Genomic DNA, 22,174 nt, shown 5'->3' with positions numbered 1-22,174 from the left:
TCACGCCCCGATCCGGTAGAGCGAGTGGGTCCAGGAGAAGGATCCGTTGTTGACGTACCACGCGTGGGAGGCCCAGTTGTACCGATTGCTGGAGGGCCACGGATCGCCCCAGTAGACCCAGCTGTCGGCGTCGTCGTAGCCGTACAGCACGTGCATGTGGCCGCCGCCGCTCGACCACTGGATGCGGGTCTCGATCGGCCGGTTCGCGTTGATCTCGGTCTGGACGGTGGAGTAGCGCAGCCAGCCGTCGACGTACGAGCCGGGGTTGATCCCGGCCCAGGAGAGTCCGGTCTGGACGTTGCCGAGGGTGGCCTGCCAGTTGGGGCAGTCGTAGCCCTGCTGGCGCTGGAAGGCGGCGTTGCAGAACTGGTTCTGGCTGTAGCCGCGGCCGAACCACGTCGCGATCGTGTTGCCGCCGGCTGCCCAGCACCAGTTGGTCTTCTGCTGGGCCTGCATGGTGATGTTCAGGCGCTTGGTGCCGAGCGCGGCGGTCGTCTCGGCGGGTACGGGGGCGGGTGCGGCGGACGCCGAGGCCGCGGTGGGGACGAGGAGCAGCGCGGCGGCGGCGAACGCCACGAGGCTCCGCTTCCCGTTCTGGAGTCGTCTGCGCATGGGGTTCCTCCCAGTGCGGGGGGGTGGGGATGGGGTGGGGGGTGCGTGGGGGGTGGGGTGGCGTCCGGACACCGCTTGGAGCATCGGTCGTTGTCGGGAGCGGGTCAACACGCTTCAATGCGGGGTGACATCGGGCTGTGAACGGTGTGGCGCGGGTGTGAACGCGTGCCCGCCGCCGACCTGCCCGCCCGCCGTCCGGGCACCGGCGGTCCGTGGCGCGCGCGTGAACGTTCACCCCGGAGCCCGAAGAGCCGGAAAGAGCGCGTGGAGCCCGAGGAGGCCCGTGTGAGCCACACCGAGGCCGATCTGGAGCAGCTGCTGCACACCGGCCCCTTCCACCTGGCGCTGCGGACCGCGCTGGCCGTGCGCGGGCTGCCGCTCCAGCGGGTCCAGCACCATCTCGCGCACCGGGGCGTCAAGGTCGGCGTGACCTCGCTGAGCTACTGGCAGCAGGGCGCCCGCCGGCCGCAGCGGCCGGAGTCCCTGAAGGCGGTCCGGGCCCTGGAGGAGGTCCTCCAGCTGCCGGGGAACTCGCTGCTGCGGCTGCTGACGGAGGACGCGGCGGCCCGGGAGGGCGTGGAACGGCCGGCGGCCCGCTCGTACCGCTCGCTGGTGGAGGCCTCGGGCGCGGTGGAGGAGCTGTTCGCGGAGCTGGAGTCGCCGGCGGACGGCGGGCTGCACACGGTCGGCCACCACGAGCGGGTGCGGATCGGTCCCGGCCGGGAACTGGTGGGCCGCGAGTCGCAGCACGTGGTGCGGGCGCACCGGGACGGCGTCGACCGGTATCTCGCGATCCACCACGGCGACCCGGGCTGCGATCCGTCGCGGGTGCGGGTGCGGTCGGTGGAGAACTGCCGTACGGGGCGGGTGCGGTGGCACGCGGAGACGGGCGTGGTCGTCGCCGAGCTGCTCTTCGACGCGCGGCTGCGGGCCGGCGACACGCACCTGTTCACCTACGGCTTCGAGGACGGGACGGCCGGTCCGAGCGGCGAGTACGTACGCGGCTTCAGCTTCGCGGGCGGGCAGTACGTGCTCCAGGTCGCCTTCGACGAGGCGGCCCTGCCGGTACGCTGCCGGCGCTTCGCCCAGGCGTCTGCGGGCGCCCCGCGCGGTGGCCGTACGGAGCTGACGCTCGGCGGCCGGCACCGCACGGTGCACCTGGTGGAGCAGGGAGTGCGTCCCGGGATCCTGGGAATCGACTGGGACTGGTCCTGAGCCCCGCGGACCGGGTCAGGCGGAGGGCGCGGCCTTCGGCCCGGCGATGAGCCTGCCGCCCTCGACGCGGATCTCGACGGCGGGCAGCGGGACGGTGGCGGGCCCCTTGAGCGCCTTGCCGGTGGTGACGTCGAAACGGCTGCCGTGGCAGGGGCAGTTGCCCTCGTTGTCCTCGATCTTGTCGAGGACGCAGCCGGCGTGGGTGCACTGGGCGCTGAAGGCCTTGTACTGGCCCTTGGCGGGGCAGCTCACCAGGACCTTCTGCTCGCGGAAGAGCGTGGCGCCCCCGACCGGGACCTCGTCCGGCGAACCGAGCTCCACCGGCGCGGTCGGCGTCGGCACCCCGGCGTGCCCCAGCTTCGACTCGGTGGAGCAGGCGGCGACTCCCAGCCCGGCGGCACCGGCGAGAGCGGCACCCTTCAGGACGGTGCGGCGGGTGGACTGGCCGGACATGATCGCGCTCCACGGGTGCGGGGGACGGTGGTCAGCCCCGACGATACCCGCGCCCTTTGATCCGGTTTCGGCCGGGCCCAGGGCCCCGCACGGCGGGCTCCGCCCCTCGCGCCCGGGCCCTGGCCACCACGCCCGGCGGGCACGCGACGCCCGCCCGACGGGCCGGGCGAGGACCCACGGGAGACGACGCCGACCGCCGGTCCGGCCACCGAGCCGACCGGGCACCGGACCTACCGAGCGCCGTGCCATCCGGCCGCCAGGCCATCCGGACACCAGCCCTACCGGATACCAGCCCTACCGGGCACCAGGCCAACCGGCCTCCGGGCGCCGGGCCTCCGGGCGCCGGGCCTCCGGGCGCCGGGCCTCCGGGGACCGAGATCCCCGGTAGGCCCGGCGGCGGCGTCACGCCTTGCGGGCGCGGGTCGCCGTCTTCTTGGCCGGCGCGGCCTTCTTCGCCACGGCCTTCTTCGCGGCGGCCGTCTTCTTCGCGGCCGGCGCCTTCTTCGCCGCCGTCTTCCTCACGGCGGCCTTCTTCGCGGCCGTCCCGCGCGCCGCCGGCACCCCCGCGTCGCTGACGCGGTCCGCGCCGAGGATCTCGCGGAGGAACTTGCCGGTGTGGCTGGCCGGCTCCGAGGCGACCTCCTCGGGGGTGCCCTCGGCGACGACCATGCCGCCGCCGCTGCCGCCCTCGGGGCCCATGTCGATGATCCAGTCGGCGGTCTTGATGACGTCGAGGTTGTGCTCGATGACGATCACCGAGTTGCCCTTGTCGACCAGGCCCGACAGGACCTTGATGAGCTTCGAGATGTCCTCGAAGTGCAGACCGGTGGTCGGCTCGTCGAGGACGTAGACCGTACGGCCGGTCGACCGCTTCTGCAGCTCGGAGGCGAGCTTGACGCGCTGCGCCTCGCCGCCGGAGAGCGTCGGCGCGGACTGCCCGAGGCGGACGTATCCGAGCCCGACCTCGTTGAGCGTCCGCAGGTGGCGGGCGATCGTGGGGACGGCCTCGAAGAAGTCGAGGGCCTCCTCGATCGGCATGTCGAGGACCTCGGCGATGGACTTGCCCTTGTAGTGGACCTCCAGGGTCTCCCGGTTGTACCGGGCCCCGTGGCAGACCTCGCACGGCACGTACACGTCCGGGAGGAAGTTCATCTCGATCTTGATCGTGCCGTCGCCGGAGCAGTTCTCGCAGCGGCCGCCCTTGACGTTGAAGGAGAAGCGGCCGGGCAGGTAGCCCCGCACCTTCGCCTCCATCGTCTCCGCGAAGAGCCGGCGGACGTGGTCGAAGACTCCGGTGTACGTCGCCGGGTTCGAGCGCGGGGTGCGCCCGATCGGCGACTGGTCGACGTGCACGACCTTGTCGACGAGGTCGTCGCCCTCCACGCGCGTGTGCCGGCCGGGCACCGTCTTGGCGCCGTTCAGCTCGCGCGCCAGGTGGGTGTAGAGGATGTCGTTGACCAGCGTCGACTTGCCGGAGCCGGAGACTCCGGTGACGGCGGTGAGGACGCCCAGCGGGAAGGAGACGTCGATGTCCCGCAGGTTGTTCTCGCGGGCGCCGTGGACGGTGAGCAGCCGTCCGGCGTCGACGGGGCGGCGGATGTCCGGGGTGGTGATCGCCCGGCGGCCGGAGAGGTACTGCCCGGTCATCGACTCCTCGTTGGCGAGGAGCTCCTTCAAGGTGCCGGAGTGGACGACCTTGCCGCCGTGCTCGCCGGCGCCGGGGCCGATGTCCACGACCCAGTCGGCGACCTTGATCGTGTCCTCGTCGTGCTCGACGACGATGAGCGTGTTGCCCATGTCGCGGAGGCGGACGAGGGTCTCGATCAGACGGTGGTTGTCGCGCTGGTGGAGGCCGATGGACGGCTCGTCGAGGACGTAGAGCACGCCGACCAGGCCGGAGCCGATCTGCGTGGCGAGCCGGATGCGCTGCGCCTCGCCGCCGGAGAGGGTGCCGGCCGCGCGGTTGAGGGAGAGGTAGTCGAGGCCGACGTCGACGAGGAAGCGCAGCCGCTCGTTGACCTCCTTGAGGACCCGCTCGGCGATCTTCTTGTCCCGGGCGTTGAGCGTGAGGCGGCCCAGGAACTCGGCGCAGTCGCTGATCGACATGGCGGAGACCTCGGCGATGGACTTCTCCATCACGGTGACCGCCAGCACGATCGGCTTGAGCCGGGTGCCGTGGCAGGTGGGGCAGGGCACCTCGCGCATGTAGCCCTCGAAGCGCTCCCGGCTGGAGTCGCTCTCGGCCTCGCTGTGGCGGCGCTTCACGAAGGAGACGGCACCCTCGAAGGCGGGGCTGGTCCAGGCGCGCTCGCGCCCGTACCTGTTCCGGTAGCGGACCTCGATCTGGGTCTTGTGGCCGTGCATGAGGGCCTTCTTGGCCCGCTGCGGGAGGCCCGCGTAGGGGATGTCGGTGCGGAAGCCGAGGGCCTGGGAGAGCCCGTCGATCATCCGGCCGAAGTACTCCTTGGTGTGGCCGTGGGACCACGGGTGGATGGCGCCCTCGTCGAGGGACTTCTCCTCGTCGGGGACGACCAGCTCGGGGTCGACCTCCATCCGCGTGCCGATGCCGGTGCAGTCGGGGCAGGCGCCGAAGGGCGAGTTGAAGGAGAAGGAGCGGGGCTCCAGCTCCTCGAAGGAGAGGTCGTCGTACGGGCAGTACAGGTGCTCCGAGTACATCTTCTCGCGCTCGGGGTCGTCCTCGGCGAGGTCGACGAAGTCGAGCACGACCATGCCGCCGGAGAGCCCGAGGGCGGTCTCGACGGAGTCGGTGAGGCGGCGCTTGGCGGAGTCCTTCACGGTGAGGCGGTCGACGACCACCTCGATGGTGTGCTTCTCCTGCTTCTTCAGCGTCGGCGGCTCGCTGAGCTGGATCGTCTGCCCGTCGACCCGGGCGCGGCTGTAGCCCTTGGCCTGGAGGTCGGCGAAGAGGTCGACGAACTCGCCCTTGCGCTCGCGCACCAGCGGGGAGAGCACCTGGAAGCGGCTGCCCTCGGGCAGCTCCAGGACCTTGTCGACGATCGCCTGCGGCGACTGGCGGGAGATCGGCCGGCGGCACTCGGGACAGTGCGGCTTGCCGATGCGGGCGAAGAGCAGGCGGAGGTAGTCGTAGACCTCGGTGATGGTGCCGACCGTCGAGCGCGGGTTGCGCGAGGTCGACTTCTGGTCGATGGAGACGGCGGGCGAGAGACCCTCGATGAAGTCCACGTCCGGCTTGTCCATCTGGCCGAGGAACTGCCGTGCGTACGAGGAGAGCGACTCGACGTACCGGCGCTGCCCCTCGGCGAAGATCGTGTCGAACGCGAGGGAGGACTTGCCCGATCCCGAGAGCCCGGTGAAGACGATGAGGGAGTCACGGGGGAGGTCGAGCGAGACGTTCTTGAGGTTGTGCTCGCGCGCGCCACGGACGATGAGACGGTCGGCCACGCCGGTCCGCACCTTTCTTGAGAGAGCGGATTGACAGAACACCCAACAACCAAGGATGCCGGATGCTTCCGTGGTCGGCGGCTGCCACCACGAGCCTATAGCACGTACATTCGATTTCCGGCGATCGCCTGCCTGCTTCACCCGAACGAGTGGTCGGCGCTAGGGTCGGCGCCATGATCGATCACGAGCGCGACCTCGCCTCCCTGTACGAAGCGACCGAGCGGCTGCTGACCGACGCCGCCTCCTGGGACAACGCCTCCGTCGCCCAGCCGTCACGGCTTCCGGGCTGGACGCGTGGCCACGTCCTAGCCCACCTGGCCCGGAACGCCGAGGCTCTGGTGAACGTCCTGGAAGGCCGCCCCATGTACACGAGCGCCGAGGCGCGCGACGCCGACATCGAGCGCGACGCCGGCCGCCCCCTCGACGTCCAGCTCGCCGACGTCCGCGACACGGCCGAGCACCTCCGGGCCGTGGCCGCCGCCCCGGCCGACTGGAGCCGTGTCGTCGAGCTGCGCAACGGCATCACCGACAGCGCCTCCCGGATCCCCTTCCGCCGCTGGGTCGAGGTCGACCTGCACCACGTGGACCTCGACTGCGGCTACGAGCTGGAGGACCTCCCCGGCGAGTTCGTCGGGCGCGAGATCGACTTCCTCGCCGAGCGCTTCACCACCATGGGGAACGTGCCCCCGACCGTCCTGTGGGCAGAGGACGGCCGCACCTGGACGACCGGCGCGGCCTCCGGCGAGGACGGCGTCGTCGTCACCGGCCCCGCGGCCGACCTGCTCGGCTGGCTGGCCGGCCGCCGCGACGGCTCGGCCCTCACCACCAAGGGCGGCCCGCTCCCCCAGCTCCCGCCGCTGTAGCCCGGGCTCACCGGGACCGGCGCGGGCGGCCGGGGCTAGGCTGAGGCCATGACGTACAGCGGAGCGGTGAGGGTGGGCGGTCCGGCCGACGTCCACGAGCTGAAGGACCTGATGATCTCCAAGGTCGCGGTCGGCCCGATGGACAACAACGCGTACCTGCTGCGCTGTCGGGCCACCGGCGCCCAGCTGCTCGTCGACGCGGCCAACGACGCGGAGACCCTGCTCACGCTGATCGGCGACGACGGCATCTCCGCCGTCGTCACCACCCACCGGCACGGCGACCACTGGCAGGCCCTGGCCCAGGTCGTCGCCGCCACCGGCGCGACCACGTACGCGGGCGCGTACGACGTGGAGGGCATCCCGGTCGCCACCGACGTCCCGGTGGAGGACGGCGACACGATCCGCGTGGGCGAGGTCGAGCTCACCGCCCGCCGGCTCGTCGGCCACACCCCGGGCTCGATCGCGCTCGTCTACGACGACCCGCACGGCCACCCGCACCTCTTCACCGGCGACTGCCTCTTCCCCGGCGGCGTCGGCAACACCTGGAAGGACCCGGAGGCCTTCGCGAGCCTCCTGCACGACGTGGAGACCAAGCTCTTCGCCGCGCTGCCGGACGAGACCTGGGTCTACCCCGGCCACGGCAAGGACACCACGCTCGGTGACGAGCGCCCCCACCTCCCGGAGTGGCGCGAGCGCGGCTGGTGAGCCAGCCGGTGCCGAAGCGCCCCCGGTGACGCCGGGGGCACTCCCGCACGCCCCCGTAACCCGGACGGCGGGCGGGTAGTTGGCGGCACATGCACCCCAGTCACACTCCGTCGCCACCGGCGGCCGCCCGTCCGCCGTCGATGGCCCGGCTCGCCGGCGCCTCGCTCGTCGGCACCGCCATCGAGTTCTTCGACTTCTTCGTCTACGGGACGGCCGCCGCCCTCGTCCTCGGGCCGCTCTTCTTCCCGACCTTCTCCCCGCTCGCCGGGACGCTCGCCGCCTTCGGCACCTTCGCCATCGGCTTCCTCTCCCGCCCCATGGGCTCGGTCCTCTTCGGGCACATCGGGGACCGGCACGGGCGCCGGCCGGTGCTCTTCGCCTCGCTGCTGCTCACCGGCTGCGCCACCGTCGCCGTCGGCTGTGTCCCCACGTACGACGCGATCGGCGTCGCCGCTCCCCTGCTGCTGCTCCTGCTCCGCTTCCTCCAGGGGCTCGGCCTCGGCGGCGAGTGGGGCGGCGCCGTCCTGCTGACCGCCGAGCACGCCCCGCCGCACCGCCGCGCCCTGTGGGCGAGCTTCCCGCAGATCGGCCCGGCGGTCGGCTTCCTGCTGGCGAACGGGGTGATGCTGGCGCTCACCGCCGGCCTGAGCGACGCCGACTTCCGCTCCTGGGGGTGGCGGGTGCCGTTCTGGGCGGCGGGCCTGCTCGCCGCCCTCGGCCTGCTGCTGCGCTCCTCGCTCGCGGAGACCCCGCAGTTCGAGGAGCTGTCCGCGTCCGGACGGCGGGCGAACGCGCCGCTCGCCGAGGTCGCCCGCGACCACTGGCGGCTGGTGCTGCTGACCGCCGGCGCCCTCGCCGTCGGGTACGCGATCTTCTACACGGTCTCCACCTGGGCCCTGGCCTACGGGACCGAGCGGCTCGGGGTGAGCAGCACCGTGATGCTGGTCTGCGTGATGGCCGCGGTGGCGGTCAAGGGCGCCGCGACGCCCTTCCTGGCCCTGCTCGGCGACCGCTGGGGGCGCAGGCCGCTCTGCCTGGCGGGGTGCGCGGCGGCGGCCGTGTGGATGTTCCCGATGGTGGCGCTGCTGCACACCGCGCAGCCCCTGCTGATGTTCCTGGGGTTCCTGGGGGCGCTGCTGGCCTTCATCACCATGTTCGCGGTCGTCGCCGCGTACCTCCCGGAGCTGTACGAGCCCCGGGTCCGCTGCACCGGAGCGGCGGTCGGCTACAACCTGGCGGGGGTCCTCGGCGGCGCGCTGACCCCGATCGTGGCCACGACCCTGTCGGAGGGCGGCTCGGGCCCGCCGTGGGGGGTGGCCGCCTATCTGACGGTGGTGGCCCTGGTGAGCCTCGGCTGCTTCGCGCTGCTTCCGGAGACGCTGCCGGAGCGGCGGCCCGAGGAGGCGGCGGAGACGGAGGCCGCGGCCGCCTAGCGGGGTGGAGCGGGAACGGCGACGGCCGGTCCGGGCACCGTGCCCGGACCGGCCGTCGCCGTCACGCAGGGGGGAGAAGAGGCGGATCAGGCCTCGACGCTGTCCTTGCTGTCGTTGCTGTCCTTGCTGTCCTTGTCGGCCGCCTCGACGGCCGCCTTCTCGGACTGCTTCTTGGAGGCGATCAGGCTGGTGATCGTGGTGATGACCAGGACGCCGCAGATGACCGCGAGGGAGACCGGGATGGAGATCTCGGGGACGTGGACGCCGGACTCGTGCAGGGCGTGCAGCACCAGCTTGACGCCGATGAAGCCGAGGATCACCGACAGGCCGTAGCTGAGGTGGACCAGCTTCTTCAGCAGGCCGCCGATCAGGAAGTACAGCTGACGCAGACCCATGAGGGCGAAGGCGTTGGCGGTGAAGACGATGTACGGGTCCTGGGTGAGGCCGAAGATCGCGGGGATCGAGTCCATCGCGAACAGCACGTCGGTCATGCCGATGGCGAGCATGACGACCAGGAGCGGCGTCATGACCTTCTTGCCGGACTGCACGATGAAGAGCTTGGTGCCGTGGTAGCGGTCCGCGACGCCGAACTTCTTCTCGATGGACTTCAGGAGGCGGTTCTCGTCCCAGTCGTCCTCGTCCTCGTCCGTCATGGCCTCCTTGACGAGCTTCCACGCGGTGTAGATGAGGAAGGCGCCGAAGAGGTAGAAGACCCACGAGAAGCTCGCGATGATCGCGGCACCGGCCGCGATGAAGATCGCCCGCAGGACGAGGGCGATGAGCACGCCGACGAGCAGCACCCGCTGCTGGAGGTGGCTCGGCACGGAGAACTTCGCCATGATCAGGATGAAGACGAAGAGGTTGTCGACGCTGAGCGACTTCTCCGTGATGAAGCCGGCGAAGAACTCTCCGCCCGCCTGGCCGCCGCCCCAGATCGAGACGCCGATGCCGAAGAGCACGGCGAGCACGATCCAGACCACGGTCCAGATTCCGGCTTCCTTGATCGACACGTCATGGGGCTTGCGCCCGATGAAGAAGTCGACCGCGATCAGGGCGCCCAGACCGAGAATGGTCAGCACCCAGATGGTCATCGATACGTCCACTGCGCCTCCGGCGTCGTACGGCTGATCAGCGTCGTCGCTGCCGGAGGTCTCTTCCACCCGGGGCCGTCACACATGACCGCCGGGCCGACGCCCCGGGACCGGATGTCCTTGATCCGTCCGTATTGACGGGTACGCCGCGCATGGGGAGTACTCCCCTCCGCTGAGAAAGAGAGTACCCGAAGAACCAAGAGAAGGTAAAGGAAAGGGTAAAGGTGACTCAAAAGCGCAGGTCGGAGCCCTTTACCACGGCGGGTCGGGATCAGCCGGAATTCCGCCGCCGCGCCTCCCCCACCTGGCCGAGCACCTGCCAGAGCACCGCGCTGCCCGGCGGGACCGTCGGCGGCTCGTAGGTCCAGGCGTGGCCGACCCACGGGTCGGCGAGGTGGTCGTCGGGCACCGGCGTGAGCCGGAGCAGCGAGCGCCACAGCGGGTCGAGGACCGGCCCGTACGCGGCGGCGTCGGCCCGGTCCGCGACCATCAGCAGGTGGACGCCGACCGAAGGGCCCTCGTCGGCGAGGTAGCGGAGCCGCGTGACGGCCCGGTCGTCGAAGCCGTGCGGGAAGTCGTGGACGACGAGCAGCTGGCGCGCCGGGTCGAAGCCGGGCGGCAGGTCCTCGGAGGCGTCGCCGCGCACCGCCATCTGCAGCAGGTCCACCCGCTCGGTGAGCTGGGCGAGGACGTCGGTGACCCCGGCCGCGCCCCGGGCCGGCGGGCCGGCGAGGACCCCGGTCTCCACGAGCGGCGCGAAGGCGGCGGCCCCGCCGCCGGCCGGGTCGAGGACGTGGACGGTGAGGGAGCCCGCGGGGTGGGTGGCGAGCAGCCGGGCGGTGTGGGCGACGGCGCTGTCCAGGGCGAGCCGGCGCAGCTCCGCCTCGTCCAGCAGTCCGGCGGCGGAGGTGCGGCCGGGCCCCGAGTCCACCCAGAGGCCGCGCTCCAGCGGGAGCCGGACCAGGAAGGGGATCCTGAGGGCGCTCCGCTCGGGGACGTGGAGGTCGCCGAGGCGGACCGCCATCGGGGGCTCCTCCGGGGTCCGGTAGGCGTGCCAGACGGGGTTGTCCCAGCGGGCGTAGGCGACGGGCAGGGCGGGTTCGACGACCTCGGACTCGGCGGTGAGCTGCGCGAGGTCCCGGTCGAGGACCTCCTGGGCCCGGCCCATCAGCTCCTCGTGCGTGGCCCGGGCGGCGGCCCGCGCGGCGTCGCCGGCCGCGCCGACCCGGGTGCTCGGGTCGGCGAGGACCTGGTCGACGGCCCGGTCGAGGCGGTGGTCGGCGAAGTCGCGGGCGCTGCGGTAGGCGGCGACGGTCCTGGCGAGGTCCTCGAACATGCCCCACACCTGGTTGTAGAGCCGCTCGTCCATGGACCACCCGCTGGCATCCCCGGCGACGGGCGCCGGCCGGGACTCGGCCGACGGCGCGTCCGGCTGCCCGGACGGCCGCTCGGAGGGCGGCTCGGACGGCGGCGGTACGGCCCCGGCGCCGGCCGTCGGGGCGGCCGGGCGGCGCCCCGGGTGGGAGTAGCTGATCGCGGTGGTGGAGGAGGGGTCGGCCGGGGCGGTCTCGGGGACCAGCGGCGGCGGCACCGGGGCGTCGGCGGGGGCGACCGCGTCCAGGACGGCGGCGGCGAGGTCGGCGGCGGCCGGTGCGCCCTGGTCGGCGAGGAGCTCGGCGAGCCCGCCCTCGTACCCCTGCCCGACCGCGCGGACCTTCCAGGCGCCCTGGCGGCGGTAGAGCTCCAGGGCGACGACGGCGGACTCCCGGTCGAGACCGGTGATGGTGTACGTGGCGACGGCGGCGCCCGCCGGGTCGGCGACGGTCACGAAGGGGGCGGCGGCGGTGCCGAAGCGGGCCGGGCCGCTCCCGCCCGGCGGCAGCGCGAGGAGCAGGGAGAGCCGGTGCACGGCGTCCGGGAGGGCGGCGAGGTCCACGGCGATGCGGTGCTCGGCCGCGGCCTCGCCGGGCACCTCGACCCCGGGGCGTACGGGGGCGCCGGGGTGGGCGATCCACTCGGCGCCGCCGACGCGGCCCCGCTCGTCGCCGAGGGTCGCCCCGGCGACGACCGGGTGTCCGGCGGAGACCCGGAGTTCGAGTCGGGTGTCGGGCAGGGGGTGGTTCTGCCCCCGGACCAGCTCGGCCGTCATCTGGACTCTGTTTCCCCTCGGCGCTTCGGGTCGGTCATGCGGTCGTGGCGCGCTGCCACGGCGTCGTCATGCGGTCGTGCGGTCCACGCGGTCACGCGGTCCACGCGGTCACGCGGGACAGCTCCCGGCGGGCCGGTGCCCGTCGGGAGCTGCGGTGCGGCGGCGGGGCGGCGGAGTCCGCCCCGCGGGTCCGCCTACAGGTGCGGCAGGATCGCCGGCATCAGGTCCTGGAAGGTGCGGCCGTTGGCCGGGTTGCCCAGGGCGGTCATCTGCCAGCCGGTGCCGGCCCGGTGCACCTTCGCCATGATCTGCGCGGTGTACTGGCCGCCGCCGTCCAGGGTGTAGCGCGCCAGCTCCTGGCCGTTCGTCTCGTCGACGAGCCGGCAGAAGGCGTTCTGCACCTCCTGGAAGGTCTGTCCGGTGAAGGAGTTCACCGTGAAGACGATCTGGTCGATGTGGACGGGCACCCGCTGGAGGTCGACGAGGATGGCCTCGTCGTCGCCGCCCTGGCCCACGCCGCCCACGAGGTTGTCGCCGGTGTGGCGGACGGAGCCGTCGTCGCTGACCAGGTGGCGGAAGAAGACCACGTCCACGGGCTGCTTCTCGGCGAAGAGCACCGCGGAGGCGTCCAGGTCGATCTCCCGGGTGCGGGAGCCGAAGAGCCCCCGGCGCGGCGCGGCCTGCCAGCCGAGCCCCATCCGCACCTGGTTGAGGCTGCCCCCGCCCTGCTTCTCCAGGCTGATGGCCTGCCCCTTGGTCATGTTGACCGTCACGCGCTGCCCCTCTCGTCGTTGTGGCAGCACCCTACGCAGGCCCACTGACAACGTGCCGGGCGCGGCCCGGTTTTGTGTCGGTCTTGCAACACACCGGGCCGCCACGGGTCACGCCAGTCCCGCCTCCTTCATCTGCCGCAGCTCCTTCTTCAGTTCGGCGACCTCGTCCCGCAGCCTGGCGGCCACCTCGAACTGCAGCTCCGCGGCGGCGGCGCGCATCCGCTCGGTCATCTCCTCGATGACTCCGGCCAGTTCGGCGGCGGGGCGGTCGCCGAGCTCCAGCGTCGAGCCGGCCTTGGCGCCCGCCTTGCCGGCCTTCGCCGCCTTCGGGGCGTGCGCGGCGAGCGAGGGCACCGGGGACTTGGCGCCCTTGCCGTCCTTGCCCTGGCGGTAGCCGGTGCCGAGCAGCTGCTCGGTGTCGACCTCCTCGCGGGCGATGGTGGCGACGATGTCGTTGATCTTCTTGCGGAGCGGCTGGGGGTCGATCCCGTGCTCCTTGTTGTAGGCGACCTGCTTCTCGCGGCGCCGGTTGGTCTCGTCGATGGCCTGGGCCATGGCAGGGGTGATGGTGTCGGCGTACATGTGGACCTGGCCGGAGACGTTACGGGCGGCGCGGCCGATGGTCTGGATGAGGGAGGTCCCGGAGCGCAGGAAGCCCTGCTTGTCGGCGTCGAGGATGGCGACGAGGGAGACCTCGGGGAGGTCGAGGCCCTCGCGGAGCAGGTTGATGCCGACGAGGACGTCGTACTCGCCGGAGCGCAGTTCGCGCAGCAGCTCGATGCGGCGCAGGGTGTCGACGTCGCTGTGGAGGTAGCGGACCTGGATGCCGAGCTCCAGGAAGTAGTCGGTGAGGTCCTCGGCCATCTTCTTGGTGAGGGTGGTGACGAGGACGCGCTCGTCCCGCTCGGTGCGCAGCCGGATCTCGTGGACCAGGTCGTCGATCTGGCCCTCGGTGGGCTTGACGACGACCTCGGGGTCGACGAGGCCGGTGGGACGGATGATCTGCTCGACGAAGCCGTCGCCCCGGGAGAGTTCGTAGGTGCCGGGGGTGGCGGAGAGGTAGACGGTCTGGCCGATCCGCTCCTGGAACTCCTCCCACTTCAGCGGGCGGTTGTCGAGGGCGGAGGGGAGCCGGAAGCCGTGGTCGACGAGGGTCCGCTTGCGGGAGGCGTCGCCCTCGTACATGGCGCCGATCTGGGGCACGGTGACGTGCGACTCGTCGATGACGAGGAGGAAGTCGTCCGGGAAGTAGTCGAGGAGGGTGTTGGGCGGGGAGCCGGGCTCGCGGCCGTCGAAGTGCATCGAGTAGTTCTCGATGCCGGAGCAGGAGCCGATCTGGCGCATCATCTCGATGTCGTAGGTGGTGCGCATGCGGAGGCGCTGGGCCTCCAGCATCTTGCCCTGCTTCTCCAGCTCCTTGAGGCGGCCGTCGAGCTCGCGCTCGATGTCGTTGACGGCCCGCTCCATGCGCTCGGGGCCGGCGACGTAGTGGCTGGCGGGGAAGACGTACAGCTGCTCGTCCTCGCTGATGATCTCGCCGGTCAGCGGGTGGAGGGTGGAGAGCGCCTCGATCTCGTCGCCGAACATCTCGATGCGGACGGCGAGCTCCTCGTACACGGGGAAGATCTCGATGGTGTCACCGCGGACCCGGAAGGTGCCGCGGGTGAACGCGAGGTCGTTGCGCGTGTACTGGATGTCGACGAAGCGGCGGAGGAGCTGGTCGCGGTCGATCTCGTCGCCGACCTTGAGCGGGACCATGCGGTCCACGTACTCCTGCGGGGTGCCGAGGCCGTAGATGCAGGAGACGGAGGCGACCACGACGACGTCCCTGCGGGTGAGCAGGGAGTTGGTGGCGGAGTGGCGCAGCCGCTCGACCTCCTCGTTGATCGAGGAGTCCTTCTCGATGTAGGTGTCCGACTGGGGGACGTACGCCTCGGGCTGGTAGTAGTCGTAGTACGAGACGAAGTACTCGACCGCGTTGTTGGGCAGGAGCTCGCGGAACTCGTTCGCCAGCTGGGCGGCCAGGGTCTTGTTCGGCGCCATCACCAGGGTGGGGCGCTGGAGCTTCTCGATCATCCAGGCCGTGGTGGCCGACTTGCCGGTGCCGGTGGCGCCGAGGAGGACGACGTCCTTCTCGCCGGCGCGGATGCGCTTGTCCAGCTCGGCGATGGCCGTCGGCTGGTCACCGCTCGGCTGGTAGGGGGAGACGACCTCGAAGGGCGCCACCGAACGTTCGATCTTGGAAACGGGCCGCATGCCACCACCGTACGACCCGCCACCGACAGTCGGGCGGTGATCGGCGCCTCACCAGTCCTGGGAGCCGTGGCCGCCGCGCGGGACGGACCTCCGGAAGCCGCGTCCGCCGGAACGGGCGGTCCCGTCCGCGGGCCGGCCGTAGCCGGGGACGTGCCGGGGGGCGGGGACGCCGGGGCGGTACGGGGAGCGGGCCGGGGGCCGCTGCCAGTCGGGGTCGCCCATGACGAGCAGCGGGTCGAACATGACGACGACGGCGGCGAGGATGAGGAAGACCGCCGGGCCGATCAGCATGGGCAGCAGCATCGACCCCGTGGTCGCGCCGGTGGGCGCGGCGGAGGCGGCGTGCAGGTGGACGCTGACGGCCGCCATGGCGGTGTAGTGCATGCCGCTGACGGCGACGCCCATGACGAGGCTGGCACCGAGGCTGGCGAGGAAGCCGTGGACGGAGACCGCCGCCCAGAGGGCGGTGGTGGCGGCGACGACGGCGATGACCACGGAGAGGGCCACGGTCAGGGTGTCGTACTCGATCCGGCCGGGCAGCCGCATCCCGGCCATGCCGAGGTAGTGCATGGTGGCCACGCCGAGGCCGGTGATGGTGCCGCCGGTGACGAGGGTGAGCGCGGTGGCGCCCCGGTAGCCGACGATGAAGATGCCGATGCCGACCATGACGATGGCGACGGCGAGACTGGCGAAGGTGATCGGCCGGTCGTAGTCGATCGGCGCCCGCTCGACCGTGAAGCCCATCATGGCGATGAAGTGCATCGTCCAGATGCCGGTGCCGATGGAGGTGGAGCCGAGGGCCAGCCAGCCGGCCTTGAAGGAGTCCCGGTGACGCAGCGAGCGGGTCGTGCATCTCAGCCCCAGGGCACCGCCGAGGCAGGCCATGAGGAAGGCCGCCACCGGCGTGACGACCCCGTAGCTGAATCCGTCGACCGTGCCCTGCATGAGCGTGTGCCCTCCCACCCCTGGCGCATGGACGTCCGAAAACAGTCGGTACCGCTGGGTAGTACTACCGGGGCGAGATTATGGCCCGCCGAGGGTTCCGCGGGCACCTGACCGGCGATTTTCCGGTCGTGAGACCGGAGCGAGACCGGTCCGTGACCTCGGGAGGGGGTCCCGCCGCCGGATCGCCGCCGAACGACCGTTCTGGCTGACGGACGTCGTCGGGGCGTGGCCGGAAAGGGGCGTCCGGGCCCGGCTGTCGGTGCCGGGCCGTACGGTGAGGGCATGGACATCGAGGACGGACCGCGCGGCCCGCGCGCCGAGTGGGCGGTGGTGGAGAGCGGCATCGGCCCGCTCTTCCTGGCGGCCACCGGGCGGGGGCTGGTGCGGGTCGAGTTCCACGCGGGCCGGGACCGCGGCGCGCGGATGCCGGGGCGGCTGGCCGAGCAGCTGGGCGGCCCGGCCGTCGAGTGCGCCACGGGGCTGCTCGCCGAGCCGGTGCGGCAGCTGGAGCGGTACTTCGCGGGGGCGCTGCGCGCGTTCGACCTGCCGCTGGACTGGTCGCTGACGACCGGCTTCAACCGCCAGGTGCTGCGCGAGCTTGCCGCCGGCGTCCCGTACGGGACGGTGGTCGGGTACGGCGAGCTGGCGCGGCGCGTCGGCCAGCCGGCGGCGGCGCAGGCGGTGGGGGCGGCGATGGGCGCCAATCCGCTGCCGGTGGTGGTGCCGTGCCACCGCGTGGTGGAGAGCGACGGCGGGCTCGGCGGCTTCGGCGGCGGCCTGGAGACGAAGCGAAGACTGCTCGCCCTGGAGGGCGTGCTGCCGGAACCGCTGTTCTGAGCGGCTCCGGGTCCCGTCCCGTGCCGCCCGCCGGGGAGGCGGTGCCCCCGGGGGTTCCGTTCCCCGCCGTTCCCCGCCGTTCCCCTCGGGTGCGCGGGCTGGCACACTCCGGTAGTGACCGAAACGCCCGACGCCCCTGACATCCTCGTGCCCGGAGAGACCGCCGCGCCGCTCTCCCCCGCCGCGCTGCCGGCGCTGCGCCGCCGGGTCCAGGCCGTGCTCGTCGCCACCCAGATCCTCGGCGGTCTCGGGATCGCCACCGGAGTCGCGCTCGCCGCCGTCCTCGCCACCGAGGTGAGCGGTACGGACGCGCTGGCCGGGCTCGCCTCGACGGCGACGGTCGCCGGGCCCGCGCTGCTCGCGATGCCGCTCGCCGCGCTGATGGCGCGGCGGGGGCGGCGGGCCGGTCTGGTGCTCGCCTATCTGCTGGGCGCGCTCGGGGCCGGTGTCGCGGTGCTCGGCGCGGTCCTCGGCAGCTTCCCGCTGCTCCTCGTGGGTCTGGTGGGCTTCGGCGCGGGGTCCTCGGCAAATCTGACGGCCCGGTTCGCGGCCGCCGACCTGGCGCCGCCGGACCGCCGGGCGCGGGCCATCTCGACGGTGGTCTGGGCGACCACGATCGGCGCCGTCCTCGGCCCGAACATCGCGGCGCCGGCCGGGCGGAGCGTCGCGGGCCTCGGCATACCCGTGGCCGCAGGCCCGTTCCTGTGGGCCGCGGTGGTCTTCGTGGTCTCGGCGCTGGTGGTGGCAGTGCTGCTGCGGCCCGATCCGCTGCTGACGGCGCGGGCGCTGGCCGCCGCGGACGGGAGCGGGGCGGACGACCGGCCCGAGGGCCGGTCCCTGCGGGCGGGGCTGCGGGCGGTCCGCGCGTCGTCGCAGGCCCGGATCGCCCTGGTCACGGTGGTCGCCTCGCAGACGGTGATGGTGTCGATCATGTCGATGACGCCGGTGGCGCTCACGCACCACGGGGCCGGCATCGAGCTGATCGGGCTCGTCATCAGCGTGCACATCGCGGGCATGTACGCGTTCTCGCCCGTCATGGGCTGGCTCTCGGACCGGCTCGGCCGGCTCGCGGTGATCGGTCTCGCGGTCGGTCTGCTCGGGGTCGCGGCGCTGCTCGCCGGCACCGCGGGCGCGAGCCACACCCGGGTCGCGGCGGGACTGTTCGTCCTGGGGCTCGGCTGGTCGGCCGGGCTGGTGTCGGGCTCGGCGCTGCTGACGGACTCGGTGCCGCAGGCGGCGCGGGCGGCCGTCCAGGGCCTGTCGGACACGGCGATGAACACGGCGGCGGGCCTCGGCGGCCTGCTGGCCGGGGTGATCGTCTCCAAGGCGGGCTACGGTCCGCTCAACGCGATCGCCGCCTGTCTGCTGCTGCCGATGGCGGCCCTGGCCCTGCGGGGCGTGCTCCGCAGGGCCTGACCGGCGCCCGGGTCAGGGCAGGGTGATGTGGTACGCCTTGCGCAGCGTCTCGTGGACGGTCCAGGTGGTCCGGTCGCCCTCGCGGAGCACACAGGCGTCACCGGGCCCGACCTCCATCGTGGCGCCGCCCTCGACGGCGACGGTGGCCCGGCCGCTGACGACGACGAAGAGCTCGTTCGCCTCGGTGTCGGTGACGACGCCGGGGGTGATCTGCCAGATGCCGCGCAGCTGCTTGCCGTCGGCGGACTCCCACAGCACCTTGCCGGACACCTCGGGGGTGCCGGACACGATCTGGGCGGGGTCGAGCGGGTCGGCTTCCAGCTCGGCGTCGGGGATGTGGACGGCGAAGGAGGGGAGGTCGTGAGTCGTCATGGGCGGTGACTGTAGCCGGGTCGCGGAGCGGCCGGTGCGGCCGGGAGGGCGGAAGGAATCCCTCCGTCCACCGTCCTGACCAGGCACGTTACCGATCCGGACCGAGCGCGACGGATTCCGCACCGGGGCCTTGCCCGCCGCCCGGGCGGGTCCTGCCCCGCCCGGGCGCGCGGCGCCGGGCGCCGGAGAACCGAATCCGTACCCCCCTCGCACCCGCGTGCGAAAGGGGGGTGGCGGCAGATCGCCAGAGGTGTTTGGGAGGCGGGCGGTCGCGCCAGGAATGGACCATGACCACGACCACACTGGTGTCCGAAGAGGTGCGGGACGCGCTCCGCGAGGGCCGGCCCGTCGTCGCCCTCGAATCGACGATCATCGCCCACGGCCTGCCGCGCCCGCGGAACCTGGCCGTGGCCGTGGAGCTGGAGGAGTCGGTACGGGCCGAGGGCGCCGTGCCGGCCACCATCGCCGTGCTCGACGGCGTGGCGCGGATCGGCCTCGACCGGGCCGGGCTGACCCGGATCGCGCAGGACCCGTCGGTCCGCAAGCTCGGCCACCGGGACCTTGCCCCCGCGCTCGCCACCGGCGCCACCGGCGCGACCACGGTCTCCGCGACGGCCCGGCTCGCCGACGCGGCGGGCATACGGGTCTTCGCCACCGGCGGCCTCGGCGGAGTGCACCGCGAGTGGCACGAGACCCAGGACGAGTCCGCCGACCTGCGGCTGCTCGCCGAGGTGGGCCTCACGGTGGTGTGCGCGGGCGTGAAGTCGATCCTCGACGTCCCGGCCACCCTCCAGCGCTTGGAGACGCTGGGCGTCACGGTCGCCGGGTACGGCACCGAGACCTTCCCCGGCTTCTACCTCTCCTCCTCCGGGGAGCCGGTCGACTGGACGCTGCGCACCCCGGAGGAGGTCGCCGCGGTCATACGCGCCCGGGAGGCGCTCGGCCGGCCCTGGTCCGCGCTGGTCGTCGCCCATCCGGTGCCCGAGGCGGAGCAGCTGGACCCGGCGCTGCACGACCGGGTGCTGGCGCGGGGCCTCGCCGAGCTGAAGGAGAAGGGCATCACCGGGCAGGCCGTCACCCCCTTCCTCCTGGAGTACCTGACCACGCACACGGACGGCGCGTCCCTGGAGGCCAACCTGGCGGCGGTGCGGGGCAACGTCCGGCTCGCGGCCCGGATCGCGGGGGCGTACGCCGCGGGCGAGCGGTGACGGCGGCGGGCGGGCCGGCACCGGGCGGGGCGCTGCTGGTCGTCGGGGACGTCGTCACGGACGTGGTGGCCCGGCACCGGGGACCGCTCGCTCCCGCGACGGACACGGCGGCCTCCATCCGCACCCTGCCGGGCGGCGCGGGGGCCAACGCGGCCTGCTGGGCGGTCCGTTCGGGACACCGGGACGTGCGGCTGCTCGGCCGGGTCGGCGCGGAGTCGGCCGCCTGGCACGGGCGCGAGCTGACCGGGGCGGGCGTCCGCCCGCTCCTCGTGCCGGATCCGGAGGTGCCCACGGCCACCGTGATCGCCCTGGTGGACCCGGCGGCCGAGCGGACCTTCCTGACGGACAGCGGCGCCGTGCTCCGCCTCTGCCCCGACGACTGGTCCGCCGGACTCCTCGACGGCGTGGCCGCCCTGCACCTCTCCGGCTATCTGTTCTTCGCCCCGCCGAGCCGGGCGGCGGCCCGGCTCGCCCTCGCGGACGCCCGGGCGGCCGGGATACCGGTGAGCGTGGACCCGGCGTCGGCCGGCTTCCTGGCGGAGCTGGGCCCGGAGCGGTTCCTCGCGGCCGTGGAGGGCGCCTCCGTGCTGCTGCCCAACGCCGACGAGGCCCGGCTGCTCACCGGCGCCCCGGACGCGGAGGCGGCAGCGCGGGCACTGAGCCGGCGCGTCCCGCTGGCGGTCGTGACCCTGGGCGCGGACGGCGCGCTGATCGCCGAGGGCGGCACGGTCACCGCCCGGGTCACGGCCCCGGTCGTGCCGCCGGGACGACGCCTCGACTCGACGGGCGCGGGCGACGCGTTCACGGGCGCGTTCCTCGCGGCGCGGCTCGCGGGCGCGGACCCGGCGGAGGCGGCGCGGGCGGGGTGCGCGGCGGGCGCCGAAGCGGTGACCGTGGTGGGCGGCAGACCGCCCTCGGACCGCCCGTCGTCAGTCTGAGCCGAGGTCCCCGAGCCCGGTCCAGGCCGGGTGCCGCGGGTCGTCGGCCCGGACGACGACGTCGGCGGCCCCGGCCGGGTCGACCTCCGTCTCGTACCGGGCGAAGGCGGGCAGTGCCCAGGGCTCCCCGGTACGCCGCGCGAGGGCACCGGGCGACAGCCGCAGATGGACGGTCAGATCGAAGGGGAACCAGTGGCCGAGGAGGAACGGCCCGTGCAGCAGCAGGACGCCGCCGGGCGGCAGCGTCACATACGGACTCCGGGTCGCCCGGTCCTTCACCGGATCCCACAGATCGGGCAGCACCCGCCCGTCGCCGCCCGGTTCCAGCGGCGTGAACACCTCGCGCCACAGGGCCCCGGTGTCGGTCCAGCCGTCGTAGTACGCGTCGGGGTCCTGCCGACCGTGCTCGTACCGCAGCGAGGCGGGCCGCAGAAACCCCTGGGTGCCGACGACGTGCGCGGGGCGCCCGCGGTCCCGCAGCTGCTCCGCGAGCAGCCCGGCCAGCTCCTCGCCCCCGGCGGCCGGGGCCCCGTCGACGGCGATCTTCAGCCGGTCGCCGCCGTCACCGGGCGCGAGCCGGTCCACGTGCCGTGCCAGCCGCCCGGCCATCCGGCCCCAGGTGATCGCCTCGTATCGCATCCCACCCATTCTGCCCCGCGCCCTCCCCCGACTTGACCTTGCCACTGGCGTCACCGTTCCACCATCGTCCGCATGAACACCACTGACCCCTCCGTCACCTCCGTCTCCGCCAGGGTCGTCCTCGTCACCGGCGCGGGCACCGGCATCGGCCGGGCCACCGCCCGTGCCTTCGCCCGGCGGGGCGCGACCGTCGTCGCCGTGGGCCGCAGGCCCGAGCCCCTGCGGGAGACCGCCGCCGAGGCCCCCGACGCGATCCACCCGCTCCCCGCCGACATCACGGCCGAGGGCGCGCCCGAGGCGCTCGTCCACCGCGTCCTCGCCGACCACGGCCGCCTCGACGTCCTGGTCAACAACGCGGGCATCGCCGCCGGCGGCCCCCTGGGCACCCTCGACCGGGCCGTGATCGCGCCCCTGCTGGAGACGAACCTGCTCGCGCCGGTGCTCCTCACCCGGGCCGCGCTCCCCGCGCTGCGCTCCTCCGGCGGCGTGGTCGTGAACGTGACGACGACCGTCGGCCAGCGCGGCTGGCCGGACAACTCGGTCTATCCGGCGACCAAGAGCGCCCTGGAGACCCTCACCCGCTGCTGGGCCGTCGAACTCGCGCCCGTCGGCGTCCGGGTGGTGGCGGTCGCCCCCGGTGCGATCGAGACCCCGATCGCCGACCACATGGGCCTCGGCCCGGAGCGGCGCGAGGCCGTCCGGGCCTGGCAGCTCGCCCACACCCCGCTCGGACGGATCGGCCGGCCCGAGGAGGTCGCCTGGGCGATCACCGCGCTCGCCGACCCCGAGGCCTCCTTCCTCACCGGCACCGTGCTCCCGGTCGACGGAGGCGCGCTCGTCGCGTGA

General features: G+C 73.3%; 19 protein-coding genes. 9 read left to right on the top strand and 10 right to left on the bottom strand.

The annotated features are described in order from the left end of the window. Positions 1-612 carry a papain-like cysteine protease family protein gene (locus ABZ621_RS04640; RefSeq protein ID WP_360600633.1) on the bottom strand — a complete coding sequence of 204 codons (612 nt, stop codon included), beginning with the start codon at positions 610-612 and terminating at the stop codon, positions 1-3. 285 nt (positions 613-897) lie between these two features. Between ABZ621_RS04640 and ABZ621_RS04635 the strand changes: the two genes are divergently transcribed. Then, entirely contained in the window at positions 898-1,827 is a 930-nt protein-coding gene (locus tag ABZ621_RS04635) for a hypothetical protein (RefSeq protein WP_360600631.1), read from the top strand. 15 nt (positions 1,828-1,842) lie between these two features. Here ABZ621_RS04635 and ABZ621_RS04630 read toward each other — a convergent pair whose 3' ends face one another. Continuing rightward, the gene (locus ABZ621_RS04630) at positions 1,843-2,280 is read right to left on the bottom strand and encodes a Rieske (2Fe-2S) protein (RefSeq protein WP_360600629.1); all 438 of its coding nucleotides are present in this window, start codon (positions 2,278-2,280) and stop codon (positions 1,843-1,845) included. A 402-nt stretch (positions 2,281-2,682) separates the two neighbouring features. After that, positions 2,683-5,703, bottom strand: a complete 3,021-nt coding sequence (uvrA, locus tag ABZ621_RS04625) for an excinuclease ABC subunit UvrA (protein WP_360600627.1) — start codon at positions 5,701-5,703, stop codon at positions 2,683-2,685. Between the two features lie 173 nt (positions 5,704-5,876). Here uvrA and ABZ621_RS04620 point away from each other — a divergent pair, with 173 nt between their 5' ends. From ABZ621_RS04620 to ABZ621_RS04610, 3 genes are all read left to right on the top strand, one after another. Continuing rightward, complete coding sequence (locus ABZ621_RS04620; RefSeq protein ID WP_360600625.1) at positions 5,877-6,566, top strand: maleylpyruvate isomerase family mycothiol-dependent enzyme; 690 nt, start codon at positions 5,877-5,879, stop codon at positions 6,564-6,566. A gap of 48 nt (positions 6,567-6,614) precedes the next feature. Beyond that, the gene (locus ABZ621_RS04615; RefSeq protein WP_360600623.1) at positions 6,615-7,271 is read left to right on the top strand and encodes an MBL fold metallo-hydrolase; all 657 of its coding nucleotides are present in this window, start codon (positions 6,615-6,617) and stop codon (positions 7,269-7,271) included. Positions 7,272-7,411: 140 nt separating this feature from the next. Next, on the top strand, positions 7,412-8,704 hold the full coding sequence (locus ABZ621_RS04610) for an MFS transporter (protein WP_360600825.1): 1,293 nt from the start codon (positions 7,412-7,414) through the stop codon (positions 8,702-8,704). Between the two features lie 86 nt (positions 8,705-8,790). On the opposite strand, the gene ABZ621_RS04605 is transcribed toward ABZ621_RS04610, so the two are convergent. The 5 genes from ABZ621_RS04605 to ABZ621_RS04585 all read right to left on the bottom strand — a co-directional run bounded on the left by ABZ621_RS04605 (position 8,791) and on the right by ABZ621_RS04585 (position 15,918). Further along, positions 8,791-9,795, bottom strand: a complete 1,005-nt coding sequence (locus tag ABZ621_RS04605) for a TerC family protein (RefSeq protein ID WP_360600621.1) — start codon at positions 9,793-9,795, stop codon at positions 8,791-8,793. Positions 9,796-10,066: 271 nt separating this feature from the next. After that, entirely contained in the window at positions 10,067-11,944 is a 1,878-nt protein-coding gene (locus ABZ621_RS04600) for a TerD family protein (RefSeq protein ID WP_360600619.1), read from the bottom strand. Positions 11,945-12,138: 194 nt separating this feature from the next. After that, positions 12,139-12,717: a TerD family protein gene (locus tag ABZ621_RS04595; RefSeq protein ID WP_360600617.1), complete on the bottom strand. Its 579-nt coding sequence runs from the start codon at positions 12,715-12,717 to the stop codon at positions 12,139-12,141. 108 nt (positions 12,718-12,825) lie between these two features. Beyond that, positions 12,826-14,973 (bottom strand): excinuclease ABC subunit UvrB, encoded by a 2,148-nt coding sequence (uvrB, locus tag ABZ621_RS04590; RefSeq protein WP_360600615.1) that lies wholly within the window; start codon positions 14,971-14,973, stop codon positions 12,826-12,828. A gap of 48 nt (positions 14,974-15,021) precedes the next feature. Further along, the gene (locus ABZ621_RS04585; RefSeq protein ID WP_360600614.1) at positions 15,022-15,918 is read right to left on the bottom strand and encodes an MHYT domain-containing protein; all 897 of its coding nucleotides are present in this window, start codon (positions 15,916-15,918) and stop codon (positions 15,022-15,024) included. Between the two features lie 282 nt (positions 15,919-16,200). Here ABZ621_RS04585 and ABZ621_RS04580 point away from each other — a divergent pair, with 282 nt between their 5' ends. Beyond that, complete coding sequence (locus ABZ621_RS04580; protein WP_360600612.1) at positions 16,201-16,755, top strand: methylated-DNA--[protein]-cysteine S-methyltransferase; 555 nt, start codon at positions 16,201-16,203, stop codon at positions 16,753-16,755. Positions 16,756-16,869: 114 nt separating this feature from the next. Beyond that, positions 16,870-18,171 (top strand): MFS transporter, encoded by a 1,302-nt coding sequence (locus ABZ621_RS04575; RefSeq protein WP_360600610.1) that lies wholly within the window; start codon positions 16,870-16,872, stop codon positions 18,169-18,171. Positions 18,172-18,183: 12 nt separating this feature from the next. Here the strand turns inward: ABZ621_RS04575 and ABZ621_RS04570 are convergent, their stop codons facing one another. Further along, positions 18,184-18,543: a cupin domain-containing protein gene (locus ABZ621_RS04570; RefSeq protein WP_351109013.1), complete on the bottom strand. Its 360-nt coding sequence runs from the start codon at positions 18,541-18,543 to the stop codon at positions 18,184-18,186. A gap of 287 nt (positions 18,544-18,830) precedes the next feature. Here ABZ621_RS04570 and ABZ621_RS04565 point away from each other — a divergent pair, with 287 nt between their 5' ends. Further along, complete coding sequence (locus ABZ621_RS04565) at positions 18,831-19,751, top strand: pseudouridine-5'-phosphate glycosidase (RefSeq protein WP_360600608.1); 921 nt, start codon at positions 18,831-18,833, stop codon at positions 19,749-19,751. After that, a complete protein-coding gene (locus tag ABZ621_RS04560; protein WP_360600606.1) occupies positions 19,748-20,689 on the top strand; it encodes a PfkB family carbohydrate kinase in 942 nt (313 codons plus the stop codon). The genes ABZ621_RS04565 and ABZ621_RS04560 overlap by 4 nt, the downstream gene beginning before the upstream one ends. On the opposite strand, the gene ABZ621_RS04555 is transcribed toward ABZ621_RS04560, so the two are convergent. Further along, positions 20,681-21,328, bottom strand: coding sequence for a uridine kinase (locus tag ABZ621_RS04555; protein ID WP_360600604.1), 648 nt, complete (start codon positions 21,326-21,328; stop codon positions 20,681-20,683). The genes ABZ621_RS04560 and ABZ621_RS04555 overlap by 9 nt on opposite strands. Positions 21,329-21,400: 72 nt before the next feature. Here ABZ621_RS04555 and ABZ621_RS04550 point away from each other — a divergent pair, with 72 nt between their 5' ends. Further along, complete coding sequence (locus ABZ621_RS04550) at positions 21,401-22,174, top strand: SDR family oxidoreductase (RefSeq protein WP_360600602.1); 774 nt, start codon at positions 21,401-21,403, stop codon at positions 22,172-22,174.

It is taken from the genome of Streptomyces sp. NPDC007863, assembly GCF_040633895.1.
Classification (GTDB): Bacteria; Actinomycetota; Actinomycetes; order Streptomycetales; family Streptomycetaceae; genus Streptomyces.
Note: the sequence above shows the minus strand (reverse complement) of the source record. Positions and strands in the feature narration are given on the sequence as shown.